Consider the following 20,234-nt stretch of genomic DNA (forward strand, 5'->3'; position numbering starts at 1 on the left):
CGTGGGGGACTGTTCATCATCGTAGATTTGCCGCAAAAAGTACAAACAGAGGCTTACGTCCTGGTATGAACCTCCAGGGTCCCCGGCTCGGGGCGGGCGTGGCCGATACTGGGGAGCGTTATGGAAATCCTGATCCTTGCCGTAGTCATCGCCCTGGTCGCGGTCGGTGCGATCAGCGGGCTCGTGGTCAGCAGCCGCAAGAAGAAGCAGCTGCCCCCCACCGCCCCGCCGAGCACGCCGACCATCACTGCCCCGCCCGCCGAACCGCAGGTGGGGGAGGACGCCGCACCGACGGCGGAAGAACCGCGCCGCACGATCGAGGAGGTCGCCCTCCCCGACGCGGAGGCCGCCCTCGCCTCGCCCGTCGCGGTCGAGGACCCGGTCGTCGAGGCTCCGCCCGCCCCCGAGATCGAGGTGCCCGAGCCCACCGCCGGCCGCCTGGTCCGGCTGCGCGCCCGCCTCGCCCGGTCGCAGAACACGCTCGGCAAGGGGCTGCTCACGCTGCTCTCCCGCGAGCACCTCGACGAGGACACCTGGGAGGAGATCGAGGAGACCCTCCTCATCGCCGACGTGGGTGTCGCACCGACCCAGGAGCTGGTGGACCGGCTCCGCGAGCGGGTCAAGGTGCTCGGCACCCGCACCCCCGCCGATCTGCGCGCCCTGCTCAAGGAGGAGCTGGTCGCGCTCCTCGGCACCGACTTCGACCGCGCCGTGAAGACCGAGAGCGGCGTGGACACCCCCGCCGTGATCATGGTCGTCGGCGTGAACGGCACCGGCAAGACCACCACCACCGGCAAGCTCGCCCGTGTGCTCGTCGCCGACGGCCGCAGCGTCGTGCTCGGCGCGGCGGACACCTTCCGCGCGGCCGCCGCCGACCAGCTCCAGACCTGGGGCGAGCGGGTCGGGGCGCGCACCGTGCGCGGCCCCGAGGGCGGCGACCCGGCCTCGATCGCCTACGACGCGGTCAAGGAGGGCATCGCCGAGGGCGCCGACGTGGTGCTCATCGACACGGCGGGCCGGCTGCACACCAAGACCGGCCTGATGGACGAGCTCGGCAAGGTCAAGCGCGTTGTGGAGAAGCACGGCCCGCTCGACGAGATCCTGCTGGTCCTGGACGCCACCACCGGCCAGAACGGCCTCACCCAGGCCCGTGTCTTCGCCGAGGTCGTGGACATCACCGGCATCGTCCTGACCAAGCTCGACGGCACCGCCAAGGGCGGCATCGTCATCGCGGTCCAGCGCGAGCTCGGCGTCCCGGTCAAGCTCATCGGCCTCGGAGAGGGCGCGGACGACCTGGCGCCCTTCGAGCCGGAGGCCTTCGTCGACGCCCTGATCGGCGACTGAACGCACCCGACGCTCCTACGCCGGCCAGTGCCCCCGGGTCCCCAGGACCCGGGGGCACTGCCGTGCGTACGGTCGCGGGCGGCGCGGCTACGCGCGGCGCAGCCGGTGGCACAGGTAGGCGAGGGTGCCCAGCAGGAGGCGGGCCTGCGGGGGATCCCCGGCCGAGTCCAGCGCCGGCGGGCGCAGCCAGCTCACCGGGCCGAGGCCCGCGAAGTCCGAGGGCGGGGCGGTGACGTAGGAGCCCTGGCCCAGTGCGCGCAGATCGAGACCGGCGTCGTCCCAGCCCATCCGGTACAGCAGCTGCGGCAGCCCGGCCGCCGCCCCCGTGGCGACGAAGAACTGGGCCCGGCCGTCCGGGGTCGCGGTCACCGGGCCGAGCGGCAGGCCCATCCGCTCCAGCCGGACCAGCGCCCGCCGCCCGGCCTCCTCGGAGACCTCGATGACGTCGAAGGAGCGCCCGGCGGGGAGCAGCACCGCGGCTCCCGGGTACCCGGTCCAGGTCTCGGTGACCTCGTCGAGGGTGGCGCCGGCCGGGACCGTCGGAGCCAGGGCCAGCGGATGCGCCCCCGGCGCACGGCAGTGCGCATGACCGCAGGAACAGTCGCGTGAGGGTCCCGCGGCCCGGGCGCCGGGGACCACGTCCCAGCCCCACAGTCCGGTGTACTCCGCCACCACCGTGCACTCCGACGTCCGGCCGCGGCGCCGAGCGCCGGAACGGAACTCCTTGGTGCCGCGGCTGCCGCCGATCGTGAAGCCCATGCCCATGCCCCCTCCAACGGGTCGGACGTGCCGGTGGTTACGACCTCGGCCGGTTCGGCGCGGGATGCCTGATGCCGGGATGCCCGGCGCACTCCGTGACGCGCACGCCCCGGCGCGCTCCTGTCCAACCGATCGGTCTCGCCCTCGTGTCAAGTGAATCGCGCCTGGCGGGTGGCGAGTTCATTCGAAGGGGTGGCGAATGGTGGCGTTTCCGGGATCGACCTCGCCGAAGGGGTGATCGTAGGATTACTTTCGGTGCACGAAGCGCGATGAGGAAACGGGTTCGCGGGTATGCCGCAGGCATGCGTGAAGGACCTGTGAAGACCGTTTCCCGACAGGGTTTCGTGTGGAAGAAGCAGACGGATGGGGGGCGTTCCAGTGAGCGGCAACGGCGCAAGCGGAACGAGCGCGGAGTCGGAGTCCGACGTGTCGCAGGGCGCCACCGACCGCAACGAGCAGCTGACGTCCTGGTTCGTCCGCAGCGGCTGGTCCAAGGGCGAGCTCGCCCGCCAGGTCAACCGCCGCGCCCGCCAGATGGGCGCGCACCACATCAGCACCGACACCTCACGGGTCCGGCGCTGGCTCGACGGAGAACAGCCCCGCGAGCCCGTCCCGCGCATCCTGTCCGAGCTCTTCTCCGAACGCTTCGGCTCCGTCGTCGCCATCGAGCACCTCGGCCTGCGCACCGCCCACCAGACCCCCTCCGTCTCCGGCGTCGACCTGCCCTGGGCCGGACCGCAGACCATCGAGCTGCTCGGCGAGTTCTCCCGCAGCGACCTGATGCTGGCCCGCCGCGGCTTCCTCGGGACCTCGCTCGCCCTGTCCGCCGGCCCCGCCCTCATCGAGCCCATGCAGCGCTGGCTCGTACCCGTTCCGGCCGCCGACCCGGGACCCCGGGAGGCGGGGCCGACGGGCGCCCTCAGCGGCCACCGGCCGCCGCGGCTCTCCGAGCCCGAGGTGGACCTCCTCGAAGCCACCACCGTGATGTTCCGCCAGTGGGACGCCCAGTGCGGCGGCGGACTGCGCCGCAAGGCCGTCGTGGGCCAGCTCCACGAGGTCACCGACCTGCTCCAGGAGAACCACCCGGCCCCGGTCATGAAACGGCTCTTCAAGGTCGCCGCCGAACTCGCCGAACTCGCCGGCTGGATGAGCTACGACATCGGCCTGCACCCCACCGCGCAGAAGTACTTCGTCCTCGCGCTGCACGCCGCCAAGGAGGGCGGGGACAAGCCCCTGGGCTCGTACATCCTCTCCAGCATGAGCCGCCAGATGATCCACCTGGGCCGCCCCGAGGACGCCCTGGAGCTCATCCACCTGGCCCAGTACGGCAGCCGCGACTGCGCGGGGCCCCGTACCCAGGCGATGCTGTATGCGATGGAGGCCCGCGCCTACGCCAACATGGGCCAGCCCAGCCGCTGCAAGCGGGCCGTGCGGATGGCCGAGGACACCTTCTCCGACGTCGGCTTCGACGCCGAGCCCGAGCCCGACTGGATCCGCTTCTTCTCGGAGGCCGAGCTCAACGGGGAGAACTCCCACTCCTACCGGGACCTGGCCTACGTGGCGGGCCGCAGCCCCATGTACGCCTCCCTCGCCGAGCCCGTCATGCAGCGCGCCGTGGAGCTGTTCGAGAAGGACGAGGAGCACCAGCGCTCCTACGCCCTCAACCTCATCGGCATGGCCACCGTGCACCTGCTCCAGCGCGAGCCCGAGCAGGCCACCGTCCTCGCCGGCCGCGCCCTCGACGTGGCGGGAAAGGTGCGGTCCGAACGGGTGAACACCCGGCTGCGCAAGACCGTCGACACCGCCGCGCGTGAGTACGGCGACGTCGCCGACGTGGTGCGGCTGACCGACCACCTCGCCTCCCGCCTCCCCGAGGCGGCGGAGGCCGTCTGACGGCCACCCGGCCGCCCCCAAGGCCCCCGGCCGCGGCAGTCACCCCGTGAAGCCCGATCAGGCTCCCCCAGCCAGGTTCCCCGGGTCATCGCCGCGGCCGGGCTCCCACCCGCCACCCTCATGAACCACTCGTTCATGGAGGCGTAACACGCACGACCTCTTCGTCATCGACGCGAAACACCCAGCGGCGCCGCCGGAAACCGGCCTGCGCGAATCTCAGGGCCAATAACCGGCCAGCCCCCACGCCGGAACACCCTCAGGCCTGATTCACGAACCAGCGCCGCTCAGGTTTTCACGATCGCCCGCACGCGAACGTACCGACGACGAGGAGACGCCGATGGCATCAGCCATCACGACCCTCGCGGCAGACGCGCCCACGCTGTCTTCCGCGAACACCGGGTTCATGCTCATCTGCTCCGCCCTGGTCATGCTGATGACCCCGGGACTCGCCTTCTTCTACGGAGGCATGGTCCGCGTCAAGAGCAGCCTCAACATGCTGATGATGAGCTTCATCAGCCTCGGGATCGTCACGATCCTCTGGGTCCTCTACGGATTCAGCCTCGCCTTCGGCGCCGACTCCGGCTCGCTCATCGGCTGGACCTCCGACTACGTGGGACTCAGCGGCATCGGCATCACCGAGCTGTGGGACGGCTACACCATCCCCGTCTACGTCTTCGCCGTCTTCCAGCTGATGTTCGCGATCATCACCCCGGCCCTGATAAGCGGTGCCCTGGCCGACCGCGTCAAGTTCAGCGCCTGGGCCCTCTTCATCACCCTGTGGGTCACGATCGTCTACTTCCCCGTCGCCCACTGGGTGTGGGGCGCCGGCGGCTGGCTCTTCGAGCTCGGCGTCATCGACTTCGCCGGCGGCACCGCCGTCCACATCAACGCGGGCGCAGCGGCCCTCGGCGTGATCCTGGTCATCGGCAAGCGCGTCGGGTTCAAGAAGGACCCGATGCGCCCGCACAGCCTCCCGCTCGTGATGCTCGGCGCCGGTCTGCTGTGGTTCGGCTGGTTCGGCTTCAACGCGGGCTCCTGGCTCGGCAACGACGACGGCGTGGGCGCCGTCATGTTCGTCAACACGCAGGTCGCCACCGCCGCCGCCATGCTCGCCTGGCTCGGCTACGAGAAGCTGCGCCACGGCTCCTTCACCACCCTGGGCGCCGCCTCCGGCGCGGTCGCGGGACTCGTCGCCATCACCCCCTCCGGCGGCTCCTGCTCCCCGCTCGGCGCGATCGCCATCGGCGCCATCGCCGGTGTCGTGTGCGCCATGGCCGTCGGCCTGAAGTACAAGTTCGGCTACGACGACTCCCTCGACGTGGTCGGCGTCCACCTCGTCGGCGGTGTCATCGGCTCCCTGCTCGTCGGCCTCTTCGCCACCGGCGGGGTCCAGTCCGACGCGGCCGGCCTCTTCTACGGCGGCGGCCTGGAGCAGCTCGGCAAGCAGGCCGTCGGTGTCTTCTCCGTCCTGCTCTACTCTCTCGTGGCGTCCGCGGTACTCGCCTTCCTCCTCGACAAGACGATCGGGATGCGGGTCCCCGAGGACGACGAGGTCTCCGGCATCGACCAGGTCGAACACGCCGAGACCGCCTACGACTTCAGCGGAGCCGGCGGCGGCTCCTCCTCCCGGAGCACCGCCGTTCCCGCCCCCGTTGCCGCCGCGAGCAAGAAGGTTGACGCATGAAGCTCATCACCGCGATCGTGAAGCCTCACCGGCTTGACGAGATCAAGGAAGCCCTGCACCGCTTCGGAGTCCAGGGACTCACCGTCTCCGAGGCCAGCGGCTACGGCCGCCAGCGCGGACACACCGAGGTCTACCGGGGCGCCGAGTACACCGTGGACCTCGTGCCGAAGATCCGCATAGAGGTGCTCGTCGAGGACGGCGACGCGGAGGACGTGATGCGCATCGTCGTCGACGCCGCCCAGACCGGCAAGATCGGCGACGGCAAGGTGTGGAGCATCCCCGTGGACTCGGTCATCCGGGTCCGCACCGGAGAACGTGGCGCCGACGCGCTGTAGCCCGGCCCGACCGACCGGACAGGTCCTTACTGATGGGAACCTCTGGGTGACGAGTGTCGAAGAGACCACGGATGGCGGTCACACCGCCGACCAGGGACCCAGCGGGTACGCCGCGGCCCGGCTGCGACTCCTCCAGGAGGAGTCGCGGTCCGGGCCTTCCCGGCGTTCCGCCCTGGCCGCCCTGACCGACGACTGGCTGAAGGCGCTGTTCGCCACCGCGGTGAAGGAGACGGGCGTGCGGGGCGCCGCCCTCGTCGCCGTCGGTGGCTACGGCCGCGCCGAACTCTCCCCCCGCAGCGACCTCGACCTGGTCCTGCTCCACGACGGAAAGGCCGAACCGCGCGCCCTGGCCGCCCTGGCCGACCGGCTCTGGTACCCCGTCTGGGACCTCGGCCTCGCCCTCGACCACTCGGTGCGCACCCCCGGCGAAGCCCGCAAGACCGCCGCCGAAGACCTCAAGGTGCACCTCGGACTGCTCGACGCCCGGCCCGTCGCCGGCGACGCCGGGCTCCTCGCGGGACTGCGCACCTCCGTCCTCGCGGACTGGCGCAACCACGCCGCCAAGCGGCTGCCCCAGCTGCACTCCCTGTGCCGGGAGCGGGCCGAGCGTGCCGGGGAGCTCCGCTTCCTGCTGGAACCCGACCTCAAGGAGTCCCGCGGGGGACTGCGCGACGTCACCGCGCTGCGGGCCGTCGCCGCGTCCTGGCTGGCCGACGCCCCCCGCGAGGGCCTCGCCGAAGCCCGGCGCCGGCTGCTCGACGCCCGGGACGCGCTGCACCTGGTGACCGGCCGCGCCACCGAACGGCTCTCCCTCCAGGAGCAGACACCGGTCGCCGCGCAGCTCGGTCTGCTCGACGCCGACGCCCTGCTCAGGGAGGTGTACGAGGCCGCGCGGGTGGTCTCGTACGCCGGTGACGTGACCTGGCGCGAGGTCGGGCGCGTGCTCAGGGCCCGGTCCGCCCGCCCCCGGCTGCGCGGACTGCTCGGCACCCGCACCTCCCTGCCGGAGCGGGCGCCGCTCGCCGAAGGCGTCGTGGAGTCCGACGGGGAGGCCGTACTGGCCCTGGCCGCGCGGCCCGACCGGGACCCGGTGCTGCCCCTGCGCTTCGGCGCGGCGGCGGCCCAGGCCGGACTGCCCGTCTCGCTGCACGCCGTACGCCGGCTCGCGGCGCAGGCCAAGCCGCTGCCCGTGCCGTGGCCGGCCGAGGCCCGGGAGCAGCTGCTGACCCTGCTGGGCGCGGGTGAGCCGACGGTGGCCGTGTGGGAGGCGCTGGAGGCCGAGGGGATCATCACGAAGCTGCTGCCCGACTGGGAGCGGGTGCGGTGCCGTCCGCAGCGCAACCCGGTGCACACCTGGACCGTGGACCGCCACCTCGTCGAGACGGCGGTGCGGGCCTCCGAGCTGACCCGCCGGGTGGGCCGCCCCGACCTCCTCCTGATGGCCGCGCTGCTGCACGACATCGGCAAGGGCTGGCCCGGCGACCACTCGGTGGCCGGCGAGACGATCGCACGCGACATGGCGCTGCGGGTGGGCTTCGACGCGGAGGACGTCGCCGTCCTGGGCGTGCTCGTACGCCACCACCTGCTGCTGATCGACACCGCCACCCGGCGCGACCTGGACGACCCGGCGACCGTCAAGGCGGTCGCCGAGGCGGTCGGCTCGCCCGGCACGCTGGAGATCCTGCACGCGCTGACGGAGGCCGACGCGCTGGCCACCGGCCCCGCGGCGTGGAGCACGTGGCGCGGCTCGCTCGTGGCCGACCTGGTCGCACGGGTCGCCGCCGTCCTGCGCGGGGCCGCCCCGGCGGCCACGGAGCTGGAGATCCCGACCACGGAGCAGGAACGCCTCGCGGTGGAGGCGCTGCGCACCGGGGAGCCGGTCCTGGCTCTGCACGCCCGCCAGGAGGAGGACGCGGTCGGGGTGGAACTGGTCGTGGCCGTCCCCGACCAGCCGGGGGTGCTGCCCGCGGTGGCCGGCGTACTGGCCCTGCACCGGCTCACCGTCCGCGCGGCCGACCTGCGCTCGATGGAGCTGCCGGAGCAGCTGGGCGAGGTACTGGTCCTGCGCTGGCGGGTGGCGGCGGAGTACGGCTCCCTGCCGCAGGCCGCCCGGCTGCGCACCGATCTGGTGCGGGCCCTGGACGGCTCGCTGGACGTCCCGGCGAAGCTGGCGGACCGGGAGGCGGCGTACCCGCGCCGGCGCGGGGTGGTCCCGCCGCCGCCCCGGGTCGCGGTGGTGCCCGAGGTCTCCTCCCTGGCCACGGTCCTGGAGGTGCGCGCTCCCGACGCGGTCGGGCTGCTGCACCGGATCGGGCGGGCGCTGGAGTCCTCCGGGGTGCGGGTGCGCAGCGCGCACGTGTCCACGCTGGGCGCGAACGCGGTGGACACGGTGTACGTGGTCGACGCCGACGGCAAACCCCTCGCCGGCCCGGCGGCGGCAGCCCTGGCCTCGGCGGTCCAGGCGGCCCTGGCGTAGCGGGGGCGGCCGCTGCGCGGGGCTTCCCCCACCCCGCCCCACCCCGCCCCTTCCCGAAACCGGGGCTCCGCCCCGGACCCCGTATGCGCGCCGCGCGCCGGGCGCCCGGGGGCCGGGGCGGGCCCCGGGGAACGGTGGAAGGGCGGGCAGGGGACTGCGCCCCGCGCAGCGGCTCTCGCACCGGACGGGCCCGCCGGAGGGCGAAAGCCGCCCGCAGGGCCGGAGGGGTGGCGCGGCCCGATACCCTGGGGACGACCACACGCCCCCGACCCGAGGAATCGCGACCACCGTGTTCGATACGCTTTCCGACCGCCTCAGCGCGACCTTCAAGTCCCTCCGGGGCAAAGGCCGCCTCTCCGAGCAGGACATCGACGCTGCGGCGCGGGAAATCCGTATCGCCCTCCTCGAGGCCGACGTCGCCCTCCCGGTCGTCCGCTCCTTCATCGCGAACGTCAAGGAGCGCGCCCGCGGCGAAGAGGTCTCCAAGGCCCTGAACCCGGGCCAGCAGGTCCTCAAGATCGTCAACGACGAGCTGGTCTCCATCCTCGGCGGCGAGACCCGGCGGCTGCGCTTCGCCAAGACCGCGCCCACCGTGATCATGCTCGCCGGCCTCCAGGGTGCCGGTAAGACCACCCTCGCCGGAAAGCTCGGCCTGTGGCTGAAGGGGCAGGGCCACGCCCCGCTCCTCGTCGCCTGCGACCTCCAGCGCCCCAACGCCGTCAACCAGCTCTCGGTCGTGGCCGAGCGGGCCGGCGTGGCCGTCTACGCCCCCGCGCCCGGCAACGGCGTCGGCGACCCGGTCCAGGTGGCCAAGGACTCCATCGAGTACGCGCGCACCAAGCAGTACGACGTGGTCGTCGTCGACACCGCCGGCCGCCTCGGCATCGACCAGGAGCTGATGCAGCAGGCCGCGGACATCCGCGACGCCGTCAGCCCCGACGAGATCCTCTTCGTCGTCGACGCCATGATCGGCCAGGACGCGGTCAACACCGCCGAGGCCTTCCGCGACGGCGTCGGCTTCGACGGCGTCGTGCTCTCCAAGCTCGACGGCGACGCCCGCGGTGGTGCCGCGCTGTCCATCGCGCACGTCACCGGCAAGCAGATCATGTTCGCCTCGAACGGCGAGAAGCTCGACGAGTTCGACGCCTTCCACCCGGACCGCATGGCGGGCCGGATCCTCGACATGGGTGACATGCTCACCCTGATCGAGCAGGCCGAGAAGACCTTCAGCCAGGCCGAAGCCGAGAAGATGGCGGCCAAGCTGCAGAAGGGGCCGAAGGAGTTCACGCTCGACGACTTCCTGTCCCAGATGGAGCAGGTCCGCAAGATGGGCTCCATCTCCAAGCTGCTCGGCATGCTCCCGGGCATGGGGCAGATCAAGGACCAGATCAACAACATCGACGAGCGCGACGTGGACCGCACCGCCGCGATCATCAAGTCGATGACCCCGGCCGAGCGCCAGGACCCGCACCTCATCAACGGCTCGCGCCGCGCCCGTATCGCCAAGGGCTCCGGCACCGAGGTCAGCGCCGTCAAGGCGCTCGTCGAGCGGTTCTTCGAGGCCCGCAAGATGATGTCCCGCATGGCCCAGGGCGGCGGCATGCCGGGCATGCCCGGCATCCCCGGGATGGGCGGCGGCCCCGGCCGGCAGAAGAAGCAGGTCAAGCAGGCCAAGGGCAAGCGCAAGAGCGGCAACCCGATGAAGCGCAAGGAAGAAGAGGCAGCGGCAGCCGCGCGCCGCGAGGCGGGCCCGGAGGCGATCGAGCCCGCCGCCGGGGGCAGCCCGTTCGGTCTGCCGACCGGCGGCGCCAAGCCCGGTCAGGACTTCGACCTGCCGGACGAGTTCAAGAAGTTCATGAAGTAGCGCGGACGCAGCAGTACGGAGCCACGCGAGCCCCGGCCGGATCACTCCGGCCGGGGCTTCGCCGTGTGGCCCGCCGCCAGGGGCGATGGCCCGGTTTGTCGCTTATGGTCGGCCGGGAGGACGGCAGAAGGAGGCCTACGTGCCCAGCCCCACCCCCGTACCGCCCCGAGACCGGGCCGATACGCCCTGGCGCTCCGAAGGCGCACCCCCCGCCCCGCCGCCGAAGAAGCGGATGCCCGGAGGCTGGCGCGGCCTGATCCTCACCGCCCTGATCGTCTACCTGATCACCAACCTGGTGCTGTCCTTCTTCAACGAGGGCGACGAGCCGACCATCTCGTACACCGAGTTCAGCAAGCAGGTCGCGAACGGCAACGTCTCGAAGATCTACTCCAAGGGCGACGCCATCCAGGGCCAGCTGAAGAACAAGCAGCCCATGCCGGACGGGGGCAAGGGCGACTACACCAAGTTCGTCTCCCAGCGGCCCGCCTTCGCCGACGACGACCTGTGGGCCAACCTCACCAAGCAGAACGTCGTCGTCACCGCCTCCCCGGTCGTCGAACAGCGCAGCTTCCTGGCCAACCTGCTGATCTCCCTGGCCCCGATGCTGCTGCTGGTCCTCCTGTGGGTGGTCATCGCCCGCCGGATGGGATCGGCGATGGGCGGCGGCGGGATGGGCGGGCTCGGCCGCAAGACGCCGCCCAAGCCCGTCGAGCTGGAGGGCGCCAAGCGCACCACCTTCGAGGACGTGGCCGGCATCGACGAGGTCGAGGGCGAGCTCAACGACGTCGTGGACTTCCTGAAGAACCCGGACGAGTACCGCAAGATGGGCGCCCGCATGCCCGGCGGCGTCCTGCTCGCCGGCCCGCCCGGCACCGGCAAGACCCTGCTCGCCCGCGCGGTGGCCGGCGAGGCCGGGGTGCCCTTCTTCTCCGCCTCCGCCTCCGAGTTCATCGAGATGATCGTCGGCGTCGGCGCCTCCCGGGTGCGCGAGCTGTTCACCGAGGCCCGCAAGGTGGCCCCCGCCATCATCTTCATCGACGAGATCGACACGATCGGGCGGGTGCGCGGCGGCGGCGCGGCCATGGGCGGTCACGACGAGCGCGAGCAGACCCTGAACCAGATCCTCACCGAGATGGACGGCTTCTCCGGCTCCGAGGGCGTGGTCGTCCTCGCCGCGACCAACCGGGCCGACGTCCTGGACCCGGCGCTCACCCGGCCGGGCCGCTTCGACCGCACCGTCATGGTCTCCCCGCCCGACAGGAGCGGCCGCGAGGCCATCCTGCGCATCCACACCCGGGACATCCCGCTCGCCGCCGGGGTCGACCTGGCGCAGATGGCCCGTACGACCCCGGGCATGACCGGAGCCGAACTGGCCAACCTCGCCAACGAGGCCGCCCTGCTCGCCGTGAAGCGCCAGCAGAAGGAGGTCACCCAGTCGGACCTCTCCGACGCGCTGGAGAAGGTCCAGCTCGGCGCGGAGCGGCCGCTGGTCATGCCGGACGAGGAGCGCCGCCGCACCGCGTACCACGAGAGCGGACACGCCCTGCTGGGCATGCTCCAGCCCGGCGCCGACCCCGTCCGCAAGATCACCATCGTGCCGCGCGGGCGGGCGCTCGGCGTCACCCTCTCCACCCCGGAGGCGGACCGGTACGCCTACACGGAGGAGTACCTGCGCGGCCGCATCATCGGGGCGCTGGGCGGCATGGCCGCCGAGCAGGTGGTCTACGAGGTCATCACCACCGGCGCGGAGAACGACCTGGAACAGGTCACGAACATCGTCCGGGGCATGGTCGGCCGCTGGGGCATGAGCGAGCGCATCGGCCGCCTCACCGCCATCCCCTCGGACGGCCAGAGCCCCTACGGGCTCTCCGCGGCGCCCGCCACCCTCGACGCGGTGGACCACGAGATGCGCCGCATCGTCGACGAGTGCTACGAGAAGGCCTGCCGCCTCCTGCGCGAGAACCGCGGCAAGCTGGACGCCCTCGCGCAGGCCCTGATGGCCGCCGAAACCCTGGACGAGGCGGCCGCCTACGCCGCTGCGGGCATCCCCCGGCTCCACAAGGGGACCCCGCACCACTGAGCGCGGTGCGGGGCCGGTCCGCGGCCCCGCACGGCGGCGGTCGTACGGATCGCGCCGGTTAGGCCGTACGGGCGATGACGTACCGGAAGATGTTCGGCAGCCAGACGGCGCCGTCACCCCGTTCGTACGGGTGGAGCGCCTCCGCCAGTTCCTTCTCCACCTGCCCCGGGTCGGAGGACTCGTACAGCCCGGTCGACAGCAGCCCGCGCACCGCGCTGTCCACGTCGGCGTACCCGAAGGGGCAGAACACCCGCCCCGACCCGTCCGGTACCAGCCCGGCCCCGGCCGCGATCGCGTCCAGGTCCCGCGCGGCCGGCCCGCCGCCCAGGACGGAGGGCACCGTGCACCGCTCCGCCGGACCCCAGTCGGCCAGCACCACCGCGCCGCCGGGCCGGCGCAGCGCCGGCAGGGCCGCGGCCAGGGCCTCCGGGGAGGGCGAGAAGGCCAGCAGGACGTCGTAGGGCACCGCGGGCGCCGGAGGGGCCGCGAGGACCTCCAGAAGGCGCTCCCGGGCCAGCGTGCGGCGTGCCGGATCCGTCTCCACACCCGTGGCCAGGGCGCCCCGGCCCGAGGCCAGCAGCAGGGCCAGCCCGGCCCCGCAGTCGAGGCCGAGCAGCCGGTCTCCCGGCCCGACCTCCAGCCGGTCGTAGACCGCCTCGTACAGCGGTACCAGCATCCGTTCCTGGATCTCCGCCCAGTCCCGCGCGACAAGCGTCGCCGTCGGCGTCGGTGTCATCGAAAGAGCGCTCCTGATTCCTTGTCGCCCCCATGCCCCCGTTGCCAGAGAACTCCCGATTCGCCCCCGCGTCCAGAGGAGCGCGCCACCCGATTCGCACCCGATTCACGCATCGCACCCGGGGCGCCGTACCATTCGCGCCATGGCAAAGGCACCCGTTCTCACCCCGCAGGCGGAGGATTTCCCCCGCTGGTACCAGGATCTGATCAACAAGGCCGAGCTGGCCGACAACGGTCCGGTCCGCGGCACCATGGTCATCAGGCCGTACGGCTACGGCCTGTGGGAGCGGATGCAGCAGGAGATGGACGCGCGCATCAAGGACGCGGGCGCCCAGAACGCGTACTTCCCGCTGTTCATCCCGCAGTCCTACCTGACGCGGGAAGCGGAGCACGTCGAGGGCTTCGCCCCCGAGCTCGCGGTCGTCACGCACGGCGGCGGCAAGGAACTGGACGAGCCGGTCGTCGTCCGGCCCACCTCCGAGACGATCGTCAACGAGTACTTCTCCAAGTGGGTCCAGAGCTACCGCGACCTGCCCCTGCTGATCAACCAGTGGGCGAACGTGGTCCGCTGGGAGATGCGTCCGCGCGTGTTCCTCCGTACGAGCGAGTTCCTCTGGCAGGAGGGCCACACCGCCCACCTCTCCTACGAGGACGCCCGCGACTACGCCGCCCGCATCCACACGGACGTGTACGGCGACTTCATGACCAACGTGCTCGGCATCGACGTCGTGCTCGGCCGCAAGACCGCCAAGGAGCGCTTCGCCGGCGCCATCAACACCCTCACCCTCGAGGGCATGATGGGCGACGGCAAGGCCCTGCAGCTCGGCACGAGCCACGAGCTCGGCACCAACTTCGCCAAGGCCTTCAACACGCAGTACCTGTCGAAGGAAGGCAAGCAGGAGCTCGTCTGGCAGACCTCGTGGGGCGTCTCCACCCGCATGGTCGGCGGCCTGATCATGTCGCACGGCGACGACAACGGCCTGCGGGTCCCGCCGCGCCTCGCGCACGTCCAGGTCGTCGTCATGGCGATCAAGGGCGACGAGGCCGTGGCGAAGGTCCGTGAGCTGGGCGCCCAGCTCAAGGCCGCGGGCCTGCGGGTGTTCGTCGACGACCGCGTCGACACCCCCTTCGGCCGCCGCGCCGTGGACTGGGAGCTCAAGGGCGTACCGGTCCGCGTCGAGATCGGCCCCCGCGACCTGGAGGCCGGCACCGCGATGCTGGCCCGCCGCATCCCGGGCGGCAAGGAGGCCGTGCAGATCTCCGACCTCGCCGCCCTGCTGCCCAAGGTGCTGGAGGAGGACCAGGAGCAGCTGCTGCGCGAGTCCCGCGAGCGCCGCATCTCCCGTACGTCCGACGTCTCGACCATCGAGGAGGCCGCCGAGGCCGCCATCGCCGGTGGCTGGGCGCGGATCCCGTGGGCCGACCTGGGCCCCGAGGGCGAGGCGAAGCTCGCCGAGCAGGCCGTCTCCGTACGCTGCCTGATCGCCGAGGACGGGTCGGTTCCGCAGGCGGACGACGCCCCCGGTAACCTCGCGATCGTCGCGCGCTCCTACTAGCGGGCCCGGCCGACGGCTCTCACGCCCCGGCGTGCGGCACCCGCCGCGCGCCGGGACCCGTGCCCGTCGCGGCCCGCCGATGGGCCTTACTGCGTACCGACTCATCCTGAGATGTGCGCACCCGTCCTCGTCGGGACGCATGAGACTGAACTGACTGGTACGTGCAAAAAATTTGGAATGGCCCGGAATCGGAACACCGGGGCACCCCGGCTCGTTGTCACGACGTGAGCACGACACCACCTGTTCTCGCCGCAGAGCTGGCGCAGGCGTGGGCCGATATTCAGCGGTACCACCCCGAGCTGCCTGACCTTGCCGCGCCCGAGTCCCTGATCGGAGAGTCCTCGTCCGCCTGCGGCGCCGAACTCTCCTTCGAGCGACTGCTGCACGAGGCAGTCCACGGCATCGCCGCCGCCCGCGGAGTGCGTGACACTTCGCGGGCCGGCCGCTACCACAACCGCAGGTTCCTCGCGATCGCCGAGGAGATGGGGCTGGACCACACCGACGAGCCGCACGCGAGCAGCGGCTTCTCCCTGGTCACGCTCAATCCCGAGGCGAAGAAGCGCTACCGCCCCACCATGGAGCGCCTCCAGCGCGCGCTGAAGGCCCACACGGCCGCCACGGCCGCCGACACCAAGCGCAGCTTCCGCGGTCCGGCCGCCCGGCACGGATCCTCCGGCGGCGGCGTCCGCGTCAAGGCGGTCTGCGACTGCGGGCGCAATGTGCGCGTGGTGCCGTCCGTGCTGGCCCAGGCCCCGATCGTGTGCGGAGGCTGCATGAAGCCCTTCCGCATCCCGGACGTGGCCATCGCGGTGGCCTCCTGACCCGGCGGGCGGGCTCCGCGCCCTCTCCGGCCTCGCGGCCGAGCGCGCCGCGGGCGTGTGGCACAATGGACAGCTGTACTCGACAGTCGCATAGGACCCCTCTCTCCTCCGGCTGACGCGTCCATCGGGCACCCGAGTACCGCAACCCCACGTGGCATCTCATGTGCCCAACCACGTCAAGTTCAGGAGACACCACTCCAGTGGCAGTCAAGATCAAGCTCAAGCGCCTCGGCAAGATTCGCCAGCCGCACTACCGCATCGTCGTCGCCGACGCCCGTACCCGTCGGGACGGTCGCGCGATCGAAGAGATCGGTATCTACCACCCGACGTACAACCCGTCGCGCATCGAGGTCAACGCCGAGCGTGCGCAGTACTGGCTGTCGGTCGGCGCCCAGCCCACCGAGGCTGTGCTCGCCATCCTGAAGCTCACCGGTGACTGGCAGGCGCACAAGGGCCTCCCGGCCCCCGCGCCGCTGCTGCAGCCGGCGACGAAGGAGAACAAGCGTCGCTCCTTCGACGAGTTCGCCAAGGCCCTCGAGGGCATCGGCGAGGGCAAGGGCGAAGCCATCACCCAGAAGGCGAAGAAGGCCGACAAGAAGGCGGACGAGGCTGAGGCCGAGACCGCCGAGTCGACCGAGGCCTGAGCATGCTCGAGGAGGCTCTTGAGCACCTCGTGAAGGGCATCGTGGACAACCCCGACGAAGTGCAGGTCGCCTCGCGCAACCTGCGCCGCGGGCAGGTGCTGGAGGTCCGGGTCCACCCCGACGACCTCGGCAAGGTGATCGGCCGCAACGGCCGCACCGCACGTGCTCTGCGTACCGTCGTGGGCGCCATCGGCGGCCGGGGGATCCGCGTCGACCTCGTCGACGTGGACCAGGTCCGCTGAGAAGTTGATACACCGGCACGGGCCGGGGAGGGCGATTGCGCCCACCCCGGCCCGTCGTCGTCTGAACAGGAGAGATGGACAGTGGAGCTGGTAGTCGCGCGGATCGGCCGCGCCCACGGGATCAAGGGTGAGGTCACCGTCGAGGTGCGGACCGACGAGCCCGAGCTGCGGCTCGGGCCGGGTGCCGTGCTCCGGACCGACCCGGCGTCGGCGGGACCGCTGACGGTCGAGACGGGCCGGGTGCACAGCGGCAGGCTGATGCTGCGCTTCGCCGGGGTCAAGGACCGCACCGGAGCCGAGGCGCTGCGCAACACCCTGCTCATCGCCGACGTGGACCCGGCGGAGCTGCCGGCCGAGGACGACGAGTACTACGACCACCAGCTGATGGACCTCGACGTCGTCCTGGAGGACGGCACCGTGATCGGCCGGATCACCGAGATCTCCCACCTGCCCTCGCAGGACCTGTTCATCGTCGAGCGGCCGGACGGCACCGAGGTGATGATCCCCTTCGTCGAGGAGATCGTCGCAGAGATCGACCTCGAAGAGCAGCGGTGCGTCATCACCCCGCCGCCCGGTCTCATCGACGAGCGCGAGGCGATCGTGGTCTCCAGCCGGGACGAGGAAGCCGGCGGGGAAGCGGATGCGGACGGGGAAGACGCCTGATGCGTCTCGACGTCGTCACGATCTTCCCCGAATACCTCGAACCGCTCAACGTCTCCCTCGTCGGCAAGGCGCGGGCCCGCGGCCAGCTCGACGTGCACGTCCACGACCTGCGGGACTGGACGTACGACCGGCACAACACGGTGGACGACACCCCCTACGGCGGCGGTCCCGGCATGGTCATGAAGACCGAGCCGTGGGGCGAGGCCCTGGACGCCGCCCTGGCCGACGGCTACGAGGCGGGCGCGCACGGGCCCGTCATCGTCGTCCCCACCCCCAGCGGCCGGCCGTTCACCCAGGAACTGGCCGTCGAGCTGTCCGAGCGCCCCTGGCTGATCTTCACCCCGGCCCGGTACGAGGGCATCGACCGCCGGGTCATGGACGAGTACGCCACCCGCCTGCCGGTCTACGAGGTCTCCATCGGCGACTACGTGCTGGCGGGCGGCGAGGCGGCCGTCCTGGTCGTCACCGAGGCCGTGGCCCGGCTGCTGCCCGGGGTGCTCGGCAACGCCGAATCGCACCGGGACGACTCCTTCGCGCCCGGGGACATGGCCAACCTGCTGGAGGGGCCCGTCTACACCAAGCCCCCGGAGTGGCGGGGCCACGGGATCCCGGACGTGCTGGTCAGCGGTCATCACGGCAAGATCGCCCGCTGGCGCCGCGACGAGGCCTTCCGCCGCACGGCGGCCAACCGCCCGGATCTCATCGAGCGCTGCGAGGCCTCCGCCTTCGACAAGAAGGACCGCGAGCTGCTGAGCATCCTCGGCTGGAAGCCGTCCCCCGACGGCCGATTTTGGCGCAGGCCCCAGCCCGTGGAAGAATAGGCGGCTGCTGTGTGCTCGCGTACGCCCCTGCCACAGGGGGACCGTCGTCCGCTGAGTCCCGCAGCTCCCGAATTCTCTCCGGAAACCCCGCATCGGCGACCTGTGGCGTCATGCGAAGAAAGCAGACGAATCTCATGTCTCACCTGCTCGATGGCGTCAACGCCGCCACCCTGCGCTCGGACCTCCCGGCCTTCCGCCCGGGTGACACCGTCAACGTGCACGTCCGCGTGATCGAGGGCAACCGCTCCCGTATCCAGCAGTTCAAGGGTGTCGTCATCCGCCGCCAGGGCTCGGGCGTCTCCGAGACCTTCACGGTCCGCAAGGTCTCCTTCAGCGTCGGCGTGGAGCGCACCTTCCCGGTCCACTCCCCGATCTTCGAGAAGATCGAGCTCGTCACCCGCGGTGACGTGCGTCGCGCCAAGCTGTACTTCCTCCGTGAGCTCCGCGGCAAGGCCGCGAAGATCAAGGAGAAGCGCGACCGCTGATCTGCTCCCGGGGTTCAGGGGAAGGCCGGATAGGCTCGCCCCCGATGGACACCGAAGCACCTCACACGCAGCGCGGCCACTCTTCCCCCGGCGAGGGGGAGGGGCGGTCGCGTTTCGTGCTTTCCGGAACGGGAGAAGACGGGGCCGGAGCAGGGGCAGAAGCCGGAGCCGGGGCAGGAGCTGGAGCCGGGGCAGGAGCTGGAGCCCGGGACGGAACGGGAGCCGCTCCCGGCAGGGCCGACTGGCTGACCTGGCGGCGTGCCGGGGCGCTCGGCCTCGTCTGCACCGTCTTCCTGCTGCTGTTCAGCAACTTCGTGCTCCAGCCCTTCCTGATCCCGAGCCACTCGATGGAGCCCACGCTCGAGGTAGGGGACCGGGTCCTGGTGAACAAGCTGGCGTACCGCTTCGGCGGCCGGCCGGAGCGCGGGGACGTCGTGGTCTTCGACGGCACGGGCTCGTTCGTGCAGGAGGGCCCGGGCGGGAGCCCGATCGGCGAGGCCCTGCACGGGGCGGCCTCCGCGCTCGGGCTGGCCGAGCCCTCGGACACCGACTTCGTGAAGCGGGTCGTGGGCGTCGGCGGCGACGACGTGGTGTGCGACGAGCACGGCCGGATCAAGGTCAACGGGGTCCCGCTGGACGAGCCGTACCTCTTTCCCGGCGACTCCGGATCGAAAGTGCCGTTCCGCATCGTCGTACCCCTTGGGAGCCTGTGGGTCATGGGTGATCATCGTTCCCAGTCCCGGGACTCCCGGGACCACCTGGGGGAGCCGGGCGGGGGGATGGTGCCGGTGGAGAAGGTGATCGGGCGGGCCGACTGGATCGGCTGGCCGCTGTCGCGCTGGGGGTACGCGGACTCCTCGGCCGGGTCCGCGGGCGGTGGCCGTGGGTAGCCGCGGTCGCCCGAGGGGCGGCCGGTACGAGGACCACGACGACCCGGAGCCGGAGCCCGAGCCCGAGCCGGGTGCCGAGCCCGCGGAACCCGGCGGCCGGGCCGAACGGCGTCGCCTCGCCCGGCGCGTCCGGCGCAGGCGGCGGACCCGCCGGGTGGGGGAGCTGCCCCTGCTCGTGGTGGTCGCGCTGTGCATCGCCCTGATCCTCAAGACCTTCCTCGTCCAGGCCTTCTTCATCCCGTCGGGCTCCATGGAGCAGACGATCCGCATCGGCGACCGCGTCCTGGTGGACAAGCTCACCCCCTGGTTCGGCTCCGAGGTCGAGCGCGGGGACGTGGTCGTGTTCAAGGACCCGGGCGGCTGGCTGGGCGCCGACACCGGCCGGCCCGCCGAGGATCCGGTGGGCGTCAAGCAGATCAAGCAGACCCTCACCTTCATCGGCCTGCTGCCCTCGGCGAACGAACAGGACCTGATCAAGCGGGTCATCGGCGTCGGCGGGGACACCGTGAAGTGCTGCGACGCCCGGGGACGGGTCAGCGTCAACGGCTCGCCGCTCGACGAGCCGTACGTGAACCAGGGCAACGCGCCCTCGGAGATCCGCTTCGAGGTGCAGGTGCCCGCAGGACGGATCTTCGTCATGGGCGACCACCGGGCGAACTCCGCCGACTCCCGCTACCACCTCGACGAGGCCTTCCACGGCACGATCGACGCGAAGGACGTGGTCGGCCAGGCCGTGGTGATCGCCTGGCCCGTCGGGCACTGGCACCGGCTGGAACAGCCCGCCACCTTCCGCATGGTTCCCGACCAGGCGCGCGGCGGTCGGCGCGCGCCCCGTAGGCGCCGGGGCGGCTCCTCGTTCGCATAGTGTGTCCTTGGTCTCCCGCGCCTTCGGGAACTCCCGCTCGTTAGGGGAGGGGAGGGCCCGTGCCTCATCAGGTCCGG

The 20,234-nt window shown here is 71.8% G+C and carries 18 protein-coding genes; 16 read left to right on the forward strand and 2 right to left on the reverse strand.

Annotated features, from left to right (window positions below):
• Positions 1-120: 120 nt before the first annotated feature.
• The gene (ftsY, locus tag ACWCP2_RS12445; RefSeq protein WP_450908539.1) at positions 121-1,344 is read left to right on the forward strand and encodes a signal recognition particle-docking protein FtsY; all 1,224 of its coding nucleotides are present in this window, start codon (positions 121-123) and stop codon (positions 1,342-1,344) included.
• An 87-nt stretch (positions 1,345-1,431) separates the two neighbouring features.
• Here the strand turns inward: ftsY and ACWCP2_RS12450 are convergent, their stop codons facing one another.
• Complete coding sequence (locus ACWCP2_RS12450; protein ID WP_450908540.1) at positions 1,432-2,103, reverse strand: bifunctional DNA primase/polymerase; 672 nt, start codon at positions 2,101-2,103, stop codon at positions 1,432-1,434.
• Positions 2,104-2,481: 378 nt separating this feature from the next.
• On the opposite strand from ACWCP2_RS12450, the gene nsdA reads away from it, so the two are divergent.
• The 6 genes from nsdA (at position 2,482) to ftsH (ending at position 12,435) form a co-directional block, all read left to right on the forward strand.
• Positions 2,482-3,996, forward strand: coding sequence for a transcriptional repressor NsdA (gene nsdA / locus ACWCP2_RS12455; protein WP_450908670.1), 1,515 nt, complete (start codon positions 2,482-2,484; stop codon positions 3,994-3,996).
• Positions 3,997-4,333: 337 nt separating this feature from the next.
• The gene (locus tag ACWCP2_RS12460) at positions 4,334-5,680 is read left to right on the forward strand and encodes an ammonium transporter (protein ID WP_450908541.1); all 1,347 of its coding nucleotides are present in this window, start codon (positions 4,334-4,336) and stop codon (positions 5,678-5,680) included.
• Positions 5,677-6,015 (forward strand): P-II family nitrogen regulator, encoded by a 339-nt coding sequence (locus ACWCP2_RS12465; RefSeq protein WP_112451060.1) that lies wholly within the window; start codon positions 5,677-5,679, stop codon positions 6,013-6,015. Before ACWCP2_RS12460 ends, ACWCP2_RS12465 begins: the two co-directional genes overlap by 4 nt.
• A 46-nt stretch (positions 6,016-6,061) precedes the next feature.
• A complete protein-coding gene (locus ACWCP2_RS12470; RefSeq protein ID WP_450908542.1) occupies positions 6,062-8,491 on the forward strand; it encodes a [protein-PII] uridylyltransferase in 2,430 nt (809 codons plus the stop codon).
• Between the two features lie 289 nt (positions 8,492-8,780).
• Positions 8,781-10,355, forward strand: coding sequence for a signal recognition particle protein (ffh, locus tag ACWCP2_RS12475; RefSeq protein ID WP_450908543.1), 1,575 nt, complete (start codon positions 8,781-8,783; stop codon positions 10,353-10,355).
• An 85-nt stretch (positions 10,356-10,440) separates the two neighbouring features.
• A complete protein-coding gene (ftsH, locus tag ACWCP2_RS12480) occupies positions 10,441-12,435 on the forward strand; it encodes an ATP-dependent zinc metalloprotease FtsH (RefSeq protein WP_450908544.1) in 1,995 nt (664 codons plus the stop codon).
• Positions 12,436-12,493: 58 nt separating this feature from the next.
• Here ftsH and ACWCP2_RS12485 read toward each other — a convergent pair whose 3' ends face one another.
• A complete protein-coding gene (locus ACWCP2_RS12485) occupies positions 12,494-13,171 on the reverse strand; it encodes a methyltransferase type 11 (RefSeq protein ID WP_450908545.1) in 678 nt (225 codons plus the stop codon).
• Positions 13,172-13,313: 142 nt separating this feature from the next.
• On the opposite strand from ACWCP2_RS12485, the gene proS reads away from it, so the two are divergent.
• The 9 genes from proS to lepB (ACWCP2_RS12530) all read left to right on the forward strand — a co-directional run bounded on the left by proS (position 13,314) and on the right by lepB (ACWCP2_RS12530) (position 20,157).
• Positions 13,314-14,726, forward strand: coding sequence for a proline--tRNA ligase (proS, locus tag ACWCP2_RS12490; RefSeq protein ID WP_385433993.1), 1,413 nt, complete (start codon positions 13,314-13,316; stop codon positions 14,724-14,726).
• A gap of 224 nt (positions 14,727-14,950) precedes the next feature.
• Positions 14,951-15,547 (forward strand): hypothetical protein, encoded by a 597-nt coding sequence (locus ACWCP2_RS12495; protein ID WP_254385771.1) that lies wholly within the window; start codon positions 14,951-14,953, stop codon positions 15,545-15,547.
• Positions 15,548-15,747: 200 nt separating this feature from the next.
• Entirely contained in the window at positions 15,748-16,191 is a 444-nt protein-coding gene (rpsP, locus tag ACWCP2_RS12500; protein WP_243337676.1) for a 30S ribosomal protein S16, read from the forward strand.
• A 2-nt stretch (positions 16,192-16,193) separates the two neighbouring features.
• A complete protein-coding gene (locus tag ACWCP2_RS12505; RefSeq protein WP_030011889.1) occupies positions 16,194-16,433 on the forward strand; it encodes an RNA-binding protein in 240 nt (79 codons plus the stop codon).
• Between the two features lie 81 nt (positions 16,434-16,514).
• On the forward strand, positions 16,515-17,096 hold the full coding sequence (rimM, locus tag ACWCP2_RS12510) for a ribosome maturation factor RimM (RefSeq protein ID WP_450908546.1): 582 nt from the start codon (positions 16,515-16,517) through the stop codon (positions 17,094-17,096).
• On the forward strand, positions 17,096-17,917 hold the full coding sequence (gene trmD / locus ACWCP2_RS12515) for a tRNA (guanosine(37)-N1)-methyltransferase TrmD (protein WP_383942887.1): 822 nt from the start codon (positions 17,096-17,098) through the stop codon (positions 17,915-17,917). Before rimM ends, trmD begins: the two co-directional genes overlap by 1 nt.
• A 134-nt stretch (positions 17,918-18,051) precedes the next feature.
• Positions 18,052-18,402, forward strand: coding sequence for a 50S ribosomal protein L19 (rplS, locus tag ACWCP2_RS12520; RefSeq protein WP_243337670.1), 351 nt, complete (start codon positions 18,052-18,054; stop codon positions 18,400-18,402).
• Positions 18,403-18,446: 44 nt separating this feature from the next.
• Entirely contained in the window at positions 18,447-19,292 is an 846-nt protein-coding gene (gene lepB, locus ACWCP2_RS12525) for a signal peptidase I (protein WP_450908547.1), read from the forward strand.
• Positions 19,285-20,157, forward strand: a complete 873-nt coding sequence (lepB, locus tag ACWCP2_RS12530; RefSeq protein ID WP_450908548.1) for a signal peptidase I — start codon at positions 19,285-19,287, stop codon at positions 20,155-20,157. The genes lepB (ACWCP2_RS12525) and lepB (ACWCP2_RS12530) overlap by 8 nt, the downstream gene beginning before the upstream one ends.
• Positions 20,158-20,234 lie beyond the last annotated feature (77 nt).

This window comes from Streptomyces sp. NPDC002104, assembly GCF_053593795.1.

Bases quoted from the DNA above. Each gene is read 5' to 3' on its own strand.
- ftsY (WP_450908539.1), top strand. From the start codon at position 121: ATGGAAATCCTGATCCTTGCCGTAGTCATCGCCCTGGTCGCGGTCGGT.
- ACWCP2_RS12450 (WP_450908540.1), bottom strand. From the start codon at position 2,103: ATGGGCTTCACGATCGGCGGCAGCCGCGGCACCAAGGAGTTCCGTTCC.
- ACWCP2_RS12460 (WP_450908541.1), top strand. From the start codon at position 4,334: ATGGCATCAGCCATCACGACCCTCGCGGCAGACGCGCCCACGCTGTCT.
- ACWCP2_RS12465 (WP_112451060.1), top strand. From the start codon at position 5,677: ATGAAGCTCATCACCGCGATCGTGAAGCCTCACCGGCTTGACGAGATC.
- ftsH (WP_450908544.1), top strand. From the start codon at position 10,441: ATGGCCCGGTTTGTCGCTTATGGTCGGCCGGGAGGACGGCAGAAGGAG.
- ACWCP2_RS12485 (WP_450908545.1), bottom strand. From the start codon at position 13,171: ATGACACCGACGCCGACGGCGACGCTTGTCGCGCGGGACTGGGCGGAG.
- proS (WP_385433993.1), top strand. From the start codon at position 13,314: ATGGCAAAGGCACCCGTTCTCACCCCGCAGGCGGAGGATTTCCCCCGC.
- ACWCP2_RS12505 (WP_030011889.1), top strand. From the start codon at position 16,194: ATGCTCGAGGAGGCTCTTGAGCACCTCGTGAAGGGCATCGTGGACAAC.
- trmD (WP_383942887.1), top strand. From the start codon at position 17,096: ATGCGTCTCGACGTCGTCACGATCTTCCCCGAATACCTCGAACCGCTC.
- rplS (WP_243337670.1), top strand. From the start codon at position 18,052: ATGTCTCACCTGCTCGATGGCGTCAACGCCGCCACCCTGCGCTCGGAC.
- lepB (WP_450908547.1), top strand. From the start codon at position 18,447: ATGGACACCGAAGCACCTCACACGCAGCGCGGCCACTCTTCCCCCGGC.